At 54.2% G+C, this 12373-nt stretch carries 11 protein-coding genes; 8 read left to right on the plus strand and 3 right to left on the minus strand.

Annotated elements, in window-relative coordinates; translation table 11 throughout:
• The first annotated feature begins 102 nt into the window (after positions 1 to 102).
• On the plus strand, positions 103 to 282 hold the full coding sequence (locus tag PZA18_RS13080) for a hypothetical protein (RefSeq protein WP_284101296.1): 180 nt from the start codon (positions 103 to 105) through the stop codon (positions 280 to 282).
• A gap of 91 nt (positions 283 to 373) precedes the next feature.
• A complete protein-coding gene (locus PZA18_RS13085) occupies positions 374 to 874 on the plus strand; it encodes a nuclear transport factor 2 family protein (RefSeq protein ID WP_284101297.1) in 501 nt (166 codons plus the stop codon).
• Here PZA18_RS13085 and fmt read toward each other — a convergent pair.
• Positions 864 to 1790, minus strand: coding sequence for a methionyl-tRNA formyltransferase (fmt, locus tag PZA18_RS13090; RefSeq protein ID WP_284101298.1), 927 nt, complete (start codon positions 1788 to 1790; stop codon positions 864 to 866). The two genes, PZA18_RS13085 and fmt, sit on opposite strands and share 11 nt — an antisense overlap.
• A gap of 148 nt (positions 1791 to 1938) precedes the next feature.
• Positions 1939 to 2442 carry a peptide deformylase gene (def, locus tag PZA18_RS13095; protein ID WP_284101299.1) on the minus strand — a complete coding sequence of 168 codons (504 nt, stop codon included), beginning with the start codon at positions 2440 to 2442 and terminating at the stop codon, positions 1939 to 1941.
• Positions 2443 to 2548: 106 nt separating this feature from the next.
• Between def and PZA18_RS13100 the strand changes: the two genes are divergently transcribed.
• From PZA18_RS13100 to PZA18_RS13125, 6 genes are all read left to right on the plus strand, one after another.
• Positions 2549 to 3604 (plus strand): LysM peptidoglycan-binding domain-containing protein, encoded by a 1056-nt coding sequence (locus PZA18_RS13100; protein ID WP_284101300.1) that lies wholly within the window; start codon positions 2549 to 2551, stop codon positions 3602 to 3604.
• Entirely contained in the window at positions 3601 to 4689 is a 1089-nt protein-coding gene (gene dprA / locus PZA18_RS13105; protein ID WP_284101301.1) for a DNA-processing protein DprA, read from the plus strand. The genes PZA18_RS13100 and dprA overlap by 4 nt, the downstream gene beginning before the upstream one ends.
• A 23-nt stretch (positions 4690 to 4712) precedes the next feature.
• Positions 4713 to 5171, plus strand: coding sequence for a DUF494 family protein (locus tag PZA18_RS13110; protein ID WP_284101302.1), 459 nt, complete (start codon positions 4713 to 4715; stop codon positions 5169 to 5171).
• 97 nt (positions 5172 to 5268) lie between these two features.
• The gene (topA, locus tag PZA18_RS13115; RefSeq protein ID WP_284101303.1) at positions 5269 to 7566 is read left to right on the plus strand and encodes a type I DNA topoisomerase; all 2298 of its coding nucleotides are present in this window, start codon (positions 5269 to 5271) and stop codon (positions 7564 to 7566) included.
• Positions 7567 to 7677: 111 nt separating this feature from the next.
• Positions 7678 to 10302, plus strand: coding sequence for a bifunctional diguanylate cyclase/phosphodiesterase (locus PZA18_RS13120; protein ID WP_284101304.1), 2625 nt, complete (start codon positions 7678 to 7680; stop codon positions 10300 to 10302).
• A gap of 49 nt (positions 10303 to 10351) precedes the next feature.
• Positions 10352 to 11491, plus strand: a complete 1140-nt coding sequence (locus PZA18_RS13125; RefSeq protein WP_284101305.1) for a carboxypeptidase-like regulatory domain-containing protein — start codon at positions 10352 to 10354, stop codon at positions 11489 to 11491.
• 126 nt (positions 11492 to 11617) lie between these two features.
• Here the strand turns inward: PZA18_RS13125 and PZA18_RS13130 are convergent, their stop codons facing one another.
• On the minus strand, positions 11618 to 12352 hold the full coding sequence (locus PZA18_RS13130) for an amino acid ABC transporter ATP-binding protein (protein WP_284101306.1): 735 nt from the start codon (positions 12350 to 12352) through the stop codon (positions 11618 to 11620).
• Positions 12353 to 12373: the final 21 nt, after the last annotated feature.

Consider the following 12373-nt stretch of genomic DNA (forward strand, 5'->3'; position numbering starts at 1 on the left):
CATGCCCCGATAAGCTGATTCTGTCGCAAGCCTGGCGAAGTCCTGGCTGGGCTTTGTCATCATGCCTCCATCGAAACACGCAATGCTCTCAAGGAGACCAGCATGAAGAACGAACAAACCCTGAACCCTGTTGTGCAGTTTGGTACAGCCGCCGCCCTGACCTTCGTGTTGATTTTGGGTACCGGAAAGATGGTTGATCGCTCAATATCGAAGCTGCGCCCACAAGTTGAAACCGTGGTCCCGGCGGTGGCTTGCATGACCAACAAGTCGATGAATTCGTAATGGTGCTTGGAGGCTAGCCGGCCTGAATGCACAATCTTCCTCGCAGTTTGAGCCGGCCATGAAGGCCGGGCATGTTTGCGGAGGAGACCTTATGCAAGAAACGAACCGGAAATCCCGCCTTTGGGCGATCAGTCTGGCAGCACTGATGTGGGTATCGGCCCCAGCAAGTGCAGATGAAGTGGACAAGATCGGTGCAGTACTTGACCGCTTTCATACCGCAGCCGCCAAGGCAAAGTTTGAAGAGTATTTCAACCAGTTCACCCCGGATGGGGTGTTTATCGGTACCGATGCCAGCGAGCGCTGGACGGTAGAAGAATTCAAAGCGTATGCCAAACCCCATTTCGACAAGGGGCGAGGCTGGACATATCAGTCCAGCCAGCGGCATATCAATATTTCACCAGACGCCAGTCATGCCTGGTTTGATGAACGGCTGGATAACGCCAGCCTGGGTGTTTGTCGGGGAACCGGCGTACTACGCAAAATTGGCGCGGACTGGAAGATCGCGCAGTACCATCTGACCATCCCTGTCCCCAACGAGCTGGCAGATGAGGTTGTCAAACGCATTCGTGCCATGCCGGCCGCTAAGCGTTGAATTGACTTCCTGCACCCAGCTGGGTGCCCGCGATGAAATCACTGGCCGAAATCCGACGCCCGCCAGGACGCTGTAGCTCGGTCAGTCTTAGCGCATCTTCACCGCACGCGACGACGATGCCCGTTTTGTCAGCACTAAGAACCATGCCGGGTTGTCCTGCCGCCCGCAGCACCTCGGCTTTCCATATCTTGATTACCTCTCCATTCAAGACACTGGTGGCTCCCGGGAAGGGGGTGAAAGCCCGGATCTGCCGGCTGATCTCGTCCGCACTGGACTGCCAGTTGATTGGCGCTTCGTCCTTACGGATCTTGTCTGCGTAGGTCACACCGACATCTGGTTGCTTGGTCGCCTTGGCTTGTAGCAAGGGCAAATCGACCAACGCTTCGACGATAGCCTTGCCGCCACAGATGGCTAGCTTGTCGTGCAGGCTGCTGGTGGTCTCGTCTTCTGCAATGGCTACTTCATGAATCGACAGCATGTCGCCAGTGTCCAGTCCGGCATCCATTTGCATGATCGTGATGCCAGTCAGACCATCTCCCGCCTGTATGGCGCGATGAATCGGTGCTGCGCCACGCCAGCGAGGCAGCAGGCTGGCATGGATGTTGACACAGCCCAGGCGAGGCATATCGAGAACCGTCTGAGGCAAAATGATGCCGTAAGCGGCAACCACCATCAGTTCAGCGTCCGCTGCTGCGACCGGTGCCTGAGCCTCCGGCGTCCGCAGCTTTTCGGGCTGATAAACCGGCAGACCGTGTTGCAAAGCCAATTGCTTGACGGGTGATGGGGTGAGCTTCATCCCACGACCGGCGGGGCGATCGGGCTGTGTTAAAACCAACACTATTTCATGGCCAGCTTCAATCAAGGCCGCTAATGCACTGGCAGCGAATTCAGGTGTTCCTGCAAATATAATTTTCATGCGAAGCAAATAAAAATGAATGAATTCGCCTGATTGGGGCGGGCGAACTGGCAGCAATTACCGGACCGTCGTGCAAAACACAAACCCCCACCAATCTTGTAAACGAGTGGCGGAAAATGTGGCGATGGCACAGCAAGTAGTGTTGGTACTACATGGTGCTGCGGCTCTGTTTCTTGAGCTTCTGGACGATCCGGCTGAGCTTGAGCCGAGATAATTTTTCGACAAAGACCTTGCCATCCAGATGATCAATTTCGTGCTGCAGGCAGATCGCCAGAAGTCCGTCAGCCTCAATACGGAAGGGCTTTCCGTCTAGACCGAGCGCTTCTACCGTGACCCTTTCCGCGCGTTCGACTTCTTCATAAATGCCAGGAACGGACAGGCAACCTTCCTCCGACTTGCAGTTTCCATCGGCTTCGACAATCTTTGGATTGATAAATGCTTGCAAGTTGTCTTTGGTTTCGCTGATGTCAACAACAATAATACGAAGATGAACATCAACCTGGGTTGCTGCCAGCCCGATACCTGGCGCGGCGTACATCGTTTCACCCATGTCAGCGACAAGTTGGCGAATTGAGTCGTCCACATCAGTAACTGGTTTGGCTACTGTATGCAGGCGCTCATCGGGGAAATGCAGAATATTGAGGATTGCCATTTTTGCTTGCTAGTCTAAACAATTAGATGCAGAATTTGAGTAATTGGTTTAAATGCTCACGGCATGTTACACGCTCAGGTAAAGCCGAAAAAGTGAGGATGTGACGATGCGTAAAACGATTATATCGCTTGTTCTGTTGGCGAGTTGGGCTGTAATGCCTGCGCAGGCAGCAGAAGAACCGGTAACTTTAAAAGACACTGCTCCTGATCGTTATGTTGTAGTCAAAGGTGACACCCTTTGGGGAATATCCGGCAAATTTCTGAAAGATCCTTGGAAATGGCCACAAATCTGGAAGATGAACAAAGAGGAAATCAAGAACCCTCATTGGATTTATCCAGGTGATGTGATTGTTCTCGATATGATCGATGGCCAACCCAGGCTGCGACTACTGAAGAATGATCAGACCGACAGGCTGCGCCAAGGGCCGTTACGCCTTAGCCCGCAGACGCGCATTACGCTGTTTGATGAACAGCCGGCTGCGTCTATACCGGCTTCCGTCATTGATCCGTTTTTGGCGAAGCCTTTGATTGTCGAGCCTGACGCCTTCAAAAAAGCGCCGCGTGTGGCATTGGGGCCGGATGAGCGAGTGATCGTCAGCTCTGCAGAGCGTGCTTACGTCACCGATCTTGAAGCCAATATTGGCGACAAGGTTCAGCTGTATCGTGGTGGAAAGCCGCTGAAGGATCCTGATACTGGTGAAGTGTTAGGATTCGAAGTGGAGTACATTGCTGATGCGAAAGTGATGGATATTGCCGATGTCAGCACGCTACGCATCACCAAGATGCGGCAGGAAGTCAGCGTTGGTGATCGTGTGATGCCGACGGTTGATTTGCAGTACCTGAACTATGTGCCACATGTGCCGGAGAAGGATGTCGAAGGTAAGGTAATTTCGACATATGGTGGCGTTGACGATGCAGGTTCATTGTCTACCGTGGCAATCAACTTGGGTTCTCAAGATGGACTGGAGCCTGGCCACGTATTGTTCTCCTACAAAAAGCCGCGCAAAGTCCGTAAGGAGAGTCGATACGAGGCTGATCGCTATACGCCTCCTGTGAAGAGCGGCAATGTATTTATTTACCGTGTATTCAATCGAGTTTCTTATGGGCTGGTGCTCGATAGTACGATGCCCGTCACACTGTTGGATGAGGTTCGTAAGCCTTGAGTGATCTGGCCGATGCCGAAGTCTGGCTTCGGCTAGCGTTGACTCCGGGTTTGGGCAGTATATCCCTCCTCCGATTGCTTCAAGCATTTGGTACGCCTGGCGATGTGTTATCTGCATCGCCGGCAAGCCTCTCAAAAGTCATTTCCAAGCGCGTTGTTTCAGATCTGCTGGCGTATGAGCATGAGCCTGCCGTGGTTGCTGCGCTGAATTGGTTGGAACAGCCGACAAACCAGCTGGTAACGCTTGCTGACGATCTCTATCCGAGTCGTTTACTTGAAACTGTCGATCCGCCTCCTGTGCTGTATGTTAAGGGCAATCCCTCGTTGTTGAGTGCGCCATCGGTAGCTGTTGTGGGTAGCAGAAATGCAACGCCCCAAGGGTTGGAAAATGCGGAGAATTTTTCGGCCGAACTCTCCGCTCAGGGGTGGTGCATCGTCAGTGGTCTTGCCCTAGGGATTGATGCAGCGGCGCATAAGGGAGGGCTGGCTGGTACAGGCTCTACCGTGGCGGTGGTTGGGACGGGACTGGATATTGTTTATCCGGCACGCAACCATGCTTTGGCCCATGAAGTGGCACAAAAAGGGGCTTTGGTTTCAGAGTTTCCGCTTGGCACTCCTGCGAAGGCGGGACATTTCCCCAGAAGAAACCGTATTATCAGTGGTTTGGCTCGCGGAACCTTGGTTGTTGAGGCTGCGTTAGCCAGCGGTTCATTGATTACAGCGAGAGAAGCGGTTGAACAGGGACGGGAAGTGTTTGCCATTCCCGGTTCGATACATTCGCCCCTTTCCAAGGGCTGTCATGCCTTGATCAAGCAGGGTGCGAAGCTCGTAGAAACGGCTGCGGACATTGTGGAAGAGTTGGGTGATTTGCCGGGAGCGGTACAATCTTCTACGCACTCGGCGGTTGATCAGATTGAGCACGAGCTACTGAAATATATGGGATATGACCTGGTTGATGTCGATACACTCTGCAACCGCGCCAGCTTGACGCCCGACAAGGTATGCGCGATGCTGTTGGAACTTGAACTCGCGGGCGCGGTTGCTGCCCTGCCGGGTGGCCGCTATCAGCGGCTCGGCCAGCACTGACTCCCGCCAACACTGGCCTTTAGATGTTCGACATTCTCGCATACCTCTTCGAACAGTATTACCACACGGATGGCTATCCTGATCAGCATACGCTTGCCAAACGATTGGCGGCGGCTGGTTTTGATGGTCCAGACATAGATGAGGCTTTGGACTGGCTGGATGCCTTGTCCAAGCTGGATGCTGGGCGCTACCAGCAATTGCAACACATACCGGCAACAGAGCGTCATTTGCACCCGTTGGAGGCTGCGAGACTGACGCCTGAAGCCCATGCATTTCTGCATTATCTGTCGCATTCTGGCGGGTTTAATGCAGCACAGCTGGAACTGGTACTAGACCGGATCATGCAACTGGATACGCATTCTGTAGATCTTGAACAGATGAAAGTTGCAGTATTGATGGTGTTGTGGCGCCAAGGCGATGACTTGGCCAACCTGTTGATTGAAGAACTTCTCTACGCAGGCGACGACGCCCCAATGCACTGATCTGTGCGCAAATGCGGTTGGCAAGTCTTGCTTGGCCGCCTACATTGTTCCTAAGATTCGCCCCCTTTTTTGAGACTGCCGCCGCATTGCCGACGCCATGCCTGCTAATTTGCTTATCGTCGAGTCGCCTTCCAAGGCGAAGACACTAAAAAAATATTTGGGTAAGGATTTTGAGATCCTTGCTTCCTATGGTCACGTCCGAGGTCTGGTACGGAAAGATGGTTCGGTCGATGTTGATCACGACTTCGCCATGAAGTATCAGGTCATTGCCAAGAACTCCAAGCACGTTGACGCCATTGTCGAGGCGGTTAAAGACGCTGAGCATATCTTTCTGGCAACTGACCCGGATCGCGAAGGCGAGGCAATTTCCTGGCATCTGCTTGAAATCTTGCGGGCGAAGAAAGTGCTCGGAGAAAAGCTGGTCCGGCGGGTTGTGTTCCACGAAATTACCGAGTCTGCGGTAAAGAGTGCGATCGCCAATCCTCGCGACGTGGATGCAAACCTTGTCGATGCACAGCAAGCCCGTAGTGCTCTGGACTATCTTGTCGGCTTCAATCTTTCCCCCTTGCTGTGGCGAAAGATTCGTCAGGGTTTGTCTGCAGGCCGCGTACAAAGCCCGGCTCTGCGGATGATTTGTGAGCGAGAGCTGGAGATCCGGGCGTTTGTAACCCAGGAATACTGGTCAGTGCACTTTGATTCGCACAAGGGGCGCCAGAAATTTCAGGCGCGCTTGATCGAACTCAGCGGTGGGAAGCTAGAACAGTTTTCGATTGGCTCTGATGATCAGCACAAAACGGTGCTTGAGCAGCTGACTGGCCATCCGGCCAAAGTCATCAGCATTGAAAAGAAACGCAAGCAGCGTAGCCCGACGGCCCCGTTCACCACATCGACGCTACAGCAGGAAGCTGTGCGCAAGCTCGGTATGACAACAGATCGTGCCATGCGTACTGCCCAACAGATCTATGAGGGGATAGACGTTGGCAACGGTACGGTGGGTTTGATCACCTATATGCGTACTGATTCCGTGGCTTTGGCAACCGAGGCATTAGCTGAAATCCGTGAATATATTGAGCAGAACTTCGACAAGGAGTATCTGCCCGCGCAGCCGGTGACCTACAAAAACAAGGCCAAGAATGCGCAGGAAGCACACGAGGCCATCAGGCCAACTTCGATTACGCGCACACCTGAATCCGTCAAAGCCTATCTGACGGCAGATCAGTTCAAGCTGTATGAAATGATCTGGAAGCGCACGCTGGCTTGCCAGATGTCTCCAGCGCGGTTTGATATGACTGCTGTCGATATCGAAGTCGGACCCGGTCGCTTCCGTGCCAATGGTCAGGTCTTGGTATTTCCTGGCTTCATTGCGGTGTATCAGGAAGATGCTGACGATAGCGAAGAGGAAGGCGATGCTCGACTGCCTGCGCTTGCGGAAGGCGAGGAGGTGCCGATTGACAAGCTCTATGGAGAGCAACACTTTACCCAACCTCCGCCACGGTTTACCGAAGCAAGCCTGGTCAAGGCGCTGGAAGAGTTTGGAATTGGCCGGCCTTCGACCTATGCCAGCATTATCTCGACCTTGAAGGATCGTGAGTATGTGCTGCTTGAGAAGAAGCGCTTTACCCCGACGGATACTGGGGAGGTGGTCAACAAGTTCCTGACCGAGCATTTCTCGCAGTATGTTGATTACAACTTCACGGCAAAGCTGGAAGACAAACTAGACGAAATTTCGACTGGCAAGCGCGAGCGTGTGCCGGTGCTGGATGAATTCTGGAAAGGCTTCCATAAGCAGGTGGAAGAGAAGCAAGGCCTGTCCCGCAAGGAAGTGACGCAGGAAGCGCTGGATGAAGCCTGCCCCAAGTGCTCCAAGCCGTTGGCTATCCGATTGGGGCGTCGTGGACGGTTCATAGGCTGTACTGCTTACCCAGAGTGCGACTACACCCGAAACCTGAACGAAACGGCCGAGGAAAAGGCTGCCGAAGTGCCGGTGGTGATTGAAGACCGTAGTTGCCCGAGTTGCGGTGGGCAACTGGTTATCAAGAGCGGTCCTTATGGCAAGTTTGTGGGTTGCGCGAACTATCCGAAGTGCAAGCACATCGAACCTTTGGAAAAACCAAAGGATACGGGCGTGACTTGTCCAGAATGCAAGCATGGCACCTTGATCGAGCGTAAGTCTCGTTACGGGAAGTTGTTCTACTCATGCAATACCTACCCAAAGTGCAAGTATGCAACCTGGAATCCGCCGATTGCAGAGCCTTGCCCCAAGTGTGCGTGGCCTATACTGACAGTGAAGACCACCAAGCGTCGCGGGACCGAAAAGGTGTGTCCGCAGAAAGAGTGTGGCTACGCTGAGCAGATAGCGCCACCGCAAACTGCTGCAGCCGCAGAAGAAAGTTAGCACCCCGCCGGGGGGCCGATGGCTACCAGCGCCGTCCCGCATAAGGACGGCGCTTGCTTTTTATAGGCATAAGCAAATAATGCGATTTGGCGTATCGCGTGGAGCATAAGGATGGCAGTCATCGGCAGCGAGCAGAACGACATCGAAGCGCTCAGACAGCAGCTCGCAGCATTTCAGGACTACATCGAGGTTGTTGACTCTGCAACCGAGTTGCTGATTGATCCGGATGTTGATGCGGTGCGTGAGGTTCTGCACACCCTGGCACGAGCTTGCCGCGCAGATGCTGCGGCGTTTTACCGGAATGTCGATTCGCCCGGCCCGGAGCCTGCCAAGGCTGAAATGGCCGCTTACTGGCATCGTGCCGATCTGGAATTGCCAACAGACATTGTGGCAAGGCTATTTGCGGTGGATTACCAGCAATACCAGTTTCTACGCGATACCCTGTCCGCAGGGATGATCCTTGCCCGCCCCTTGGCTGAACTGACCCCATCCGCACAATTGGTGCTGGGGCGCTTGGGGGTGCATCACCTGCGTTGTATTCCCCTGCTGGATGGTGGTGAACTTATCGGCTTTATTGCCTTGCTGGCACGAGATGATTTGCGCCAGCGTCCCTCTCTCGAATCCCGGCTGCTATCCACGGTAGCCAACCACCTTGCGCTGGCCTTGGTCAAAAAGCATGCCGAGACCCAATCGCGTGCGACCGAGATGCGTTTGAAGACTTTGGTCGGGGCGACCGAAGACATGGTGTTCGAATTCAACCCTCTGGGGTTGATCGTCAATGTCTGGTCTACCCATCCGGTCATGCCGAACTACAACCTGGTTGGAATGACGCTGGAGCGGGCCTTGCCGCCAGAAATGGCATCACGGTTTACCAGTAGCATCGGCGATGTGCTATCCGGTAACCAGGCTGTTCAGGTGGAGTTCTCCGTGCCGCGCCTGAATGGGGCGGTGTACTTCCTGGCCAGATTGCAGGCAGTGCCGGCAATTGGAGGGGAAGCCAGCAACATCGTAGCCTTGGTGCGTGATGTCTCGGAGTTGATGCGCGAAGAGTCTCGGCGAAAGACCATGCTCGATACGCTCAACCTGTTGGAAGAGGCCGTGCTGGATCTCTCTCCCGAAGGCAATCTGCAGCACACCACGCCTGCCTGGGCCAAGTTGCGTGGCATCGAAGTGAGTCGCATCAATGAGGATTTCGGCAAACCTTTGTCGCAATGGATCTATCCAGATGAACGAGAACGCCTTGCTGATACGCTTACCCGTTTGGTGCAGACCGAAGAGCAGACTGCTGTTCGTTTCCGCTTGATGCATGAGAGCTCGGAACCGATCTGGCTGGAAGCGCGGCTGCTTGCGGTGAAATCCGGCAACGAGCTGGTTGGCATCCGTGGCATTTTGCGGGACATTACCATTGCCCACCTGAATGAGCGCCACATCATGAAGCTGGCGCTCTACGATGGTCTGACAGGGCTACCGAACCGCATCATGCTGGATGATGTGCTGCATCAGGCAATCGCCCGCGCCAAGCGGCATGGGACCAAGGTCGCACTCGGCTTTATTGATCTGGACCACTTCAAGCAAGTCAACGATGCCTTCGGCCATCGTGCCGGTGATGAGGTTTTGATTTCGATTGCCCGTCAGCTCAAGTCAGTGCTGCGCGAGGAAGATACGCTGGCTCGCTGGGGCGGGGACGAGTTCGTGGTATTGCTGCCAGACTTGGCCGATTTACAGTCACTGCATGCGATTGGTGAGCGTCTGCGGGAAATCGCGCGGCAAGGGGTGGTGATTGATGGCATTGAAACCAAACCCACCATCAGCATCGGGATTGCTGTGTTTCCCGATAATGCCGACTCGGGTGAAGAGCTGATGTCAGCGGCAGATAGCACCATGTATCACGCCAAGTCGGCTGGTCGCAACAATGTGCAGTTCTACAACGACATCATGCACCTGAAAGTGGTGGGTCGGGAGCACATGGCGATCCAGACACGTCTGAACAATGTCGTGCTCGACAATGAGCTGCAGGTGTTCTACCAGCCGGTAGTCCATGCCCGTACCGGCGAAATTACCTCGGTCGAGGCGCTGGTAAGGTGGCACGATGACAAGACTGGCTGGGTGAGCCCACAGCTATTCATTCCGATGGCGGAAAAGCTAGGGCTGATTCAAGAACTGTCAGAGCAGGTCATGATGCAGGCGCTGGGCAAGCTGCGATCTTGGCGTGATATGGGTCTCAAGCAGCGATTGGCGCTGAATGTGTCGAGGAATCAACTCTTCTCCCCCCGCCTGATTTCCAATTTGATGGACATCATCAATCACTATCACCTACGACCTGCCGATGTGGTGGTGGAGATTACCGAAAGCTTGGCTCTGACGGATTATTCCCGCCAGTCTCGCCATTTGAGAGAGCTGGCCAATGCGGGCTTCACCATTGCGATTGATGATTTTGGCACCGGTTATTCTTCATTATCCCAACTCCACGAAATGCCGATCGACATCCTGAAAGTCGATATCTCGTTTACCTCCCGCCTGCACACCGAGGCAGGGCGTCGCATCATGCAGGCGATCGTTCAGATGGGGCAGTCGCTGGGTATGGAAATTGTGGTGGAGGGCGTGGAGAACGTGGAAACGGCAAGATTCCTGCAGGGCTTGGGGGTTGAGCACATGCAGGGCTATTACTTTAGTGAGCCGGTACCTGCTGGCGTCTGCGAGTTGCTGATGCGACTCGGTCTTCAATCAAAAATCTGATCGCCTCCTGTTCCCTGGACCAGGTGGGTGACTGGGAAAGGGATACAACATGGATTTCTGGCGACAAGGCGTCTTGGCGGTCGCTGCGCTTATCAGCGGTGTCACACTGGCGGCTACCACCGCTACTGATGGCGATTGGGCGGCGCAGAATGTCACACTTTCCAACACCAGCGAAGCGGCCTTTATGGTCAGAGTGGGGGATATTGATAATCTGGGCTATGGTTGGCCCAGCAATTTCGACCCGTTCAGCGGCGAGACGACGCCCGTACACGCTTGGCCGTGTACGTCAGGCGATGCGGATGCCAGTGGCACAGATCGCATCATGGTTGTATCCAGTTACGCCAGCAATCCGCCAAATGGCAGCGATGGATATACCTCTTGCACCAGCCGACCTGCCAACTCACCACGACCCGTCATCCTGCAATGGGACAAGCAGGCTACTGGAAGCATTAATGCAGCGACCTTGCAGATCTTCGTTGATGACTTTCAGGCTCCCAGCTGGCGGGCCTCCTATCAAGTCCTGATCAACGGTGTGCGAATTCCGACGTTGGAGCGGTTGATTAATTCACTGGACCAGACAGGCCCTGTCGGCAAGCTGATCACCTTCCAGATCCCCTCTGAATATCTCTACCTGCTCAATAACGGTCGCCTGAGTCTGCTTTTTGATGATCCGGTAACCGGGGCGGGGGATGGTTACGCGATCGACTTCGTCAAACTTCTGATCAATCCGAAAATTTCCAGCGCGCAAACAGGCACCGTCAGTGGCAAGGTACTGGATAGCGCCAGCGGTACGGCGTTAAAAGGGGCTGCAGTGACGGTCAATGGAGAAGTGCTGGCGCTGACCGACGCCAGTGGTGCCTATAGTGTGACAACGGTTAGCGCGGGATATGCGGCAGTGCAGGTCAGTCGGACTGGCTATATTACGGCAGTGAAGTTTGTTGATGTTCTCGCCAGCAAGAACTCCTCTCTCGATTTCTCGCTGGTTGTTGGCCAAACCCCGACGTCTTCAGCCAGCAATTGCGTGGCAACACTGAATAATTCAGCTTCGCTGTTAACAATTCCCTGCTTGGATTACCTCGGGGTCAACGATGCACGCACACCATATTGGGCCGAATTTGAAGGGTTTGTAATATCCGGCCCACTGACTTTCAGGCTGAAAAACTATGGTGCCGGTTACAAAAATCCTTGAGAGTTGCGTCATTCGCAGCTCACTTGGTGTGACCCAATTGAACCGCGATGGCAGACAGTAAATAGGATGGTGCTATCAAGTAAAACAGGCGGCATTGAGCCGCCTGTTTTGCCGAATGTTGGGTACTTAGTGCTGCAGGATCTTGGACAGGAAATGGCGGGCGCGCTCGCTACGGCTGTTCAGATCTCCGAAGAATTCTTCCTTCGCGCAATCTTCCACAATGTGCCCTTTATCCATGAAGATGACCCGGTGTGCCACTTTGCGGGCAAAGCCCATTTCGTGGGTGACGCACATCATGGTCATGCCTTCCTGTGCCAGCTCTACCATGACATCCAGCACCTCGTTGACCATTTCCGGATCCAGTGCCGACGTGGGCTCGTCAAAGAGCATGACAATGGGGTCCATCGCCAGAGCGCGGGCGATCGCTACGCGTTGCTGCTGACCACCTGAGAGCTGCCCTGGGAACTTGTGGGCATGGTCTTTCAGGCCGACCCGCTCCAACAAGGCCAGGCCCTTGGTCATGGCTTCATCCTTGCTGCGCCCCAGAACTTTTTCCTGCGCCAGCGCCAGATTGCGGGTGATTGTCAGGTGTGGAAACAGTTCAAAGTGCTGGAAAACCATGCCAACCCGGCTGCGAATCTTCGGCAGATTGGTGGAGGGATCTGCAATCGACGTGCCATCGACAACAATATCGCCTTTTTGAAACGGTTCCAGTGCATTGACGCATTTGATCAACGTTGATTTTCCCGAGCCAGAAGGGCCGCACACCACAACCACATCGCCCTTTTTTACCTCGGTTGTGCAATCGGTCAGTACCTGGAAATTACCGTACCACTTGGAAACATTTTTAATCGAAATCATGAGTATCTCCGAATACCAGAC

This window comes from Parachitinimonas caeni (genome assembly GCF_030129945.1).
Taxonomy (GTDB): domain Bacteria; phylum Pseudomonadota; class Gammaproteobacteria; order Burkholderiales; family Chitinimonadaceae; genus Parachitinimonas; species Parachitinimonas caeni.

Coding starts and splice junctions, on each gene's coding strand:
- PZA18_RS13080 (WP_284101296.1), top strand. CDS start 103: ATGAAGAACGAACAAACCCTGAACCCTGTTGTGCAGTTTGGTACAGCC.
- PZA18_RS13085 (WP_284101297.1), top strand. CDS start 374: ATGCAAGAAACGAACCGGAAATCCCGCCTTTGGGCGATCAGTCTGGCA.
- fmt (WP_284101298.1), bottom strand. CDS start 1,790: ATGAAAATTATATTTGCAGGAACACCTGAATTCGCTGCCAGTGCATTA.
- def (WP_284101299.1), bottom strand. CDS start 2,442: ATGGCAATCCTCAATATTCTGCATTTCCCCGATGAGCGCCTGCATACA.
- PZA18_RS13100 (WP_284101300.1), top strand. CDS start 2,549: ATGCGTAAAACGATTATATCGCTTGTTCTGTTGGCGAGTTGGGCTGTA.
- PZA18_RS13110 (WP_284101302.1), top strand. CDS start 4,713: ATGTTCGACATTCTCGCATACCTCTTCGAACAGTATTACCACACGGAT.
- topA (WP_284101303.1), top strand. CDS start 5,269: ATGCCTGCTAATTTGCTTATCGTCGAGTCGCCTTCCAAGGCGAAGACA.
- PZA18_RS13120 (WP_284101304.1), top strand. CDS start 7,678: ATGGCAGTCATCGGCAGCGAGCAGAACGACATCGAAGCGCTCAGACAG.
- PZA18_RS13125 (WP_284101305.1), top strand. CDS start 10,352: ATGGATTTCTGGCGACAAGGCGTCTTGGCGGTCGCTGCGCTTATCAGC.
- PZA18_RS13130 (WP_284101306.1), bottom strand. CDS start 12,352: ATGATTTCGATTAAAAATGTTTCCAAGTGGTACGGTAATTTCCAGGTA.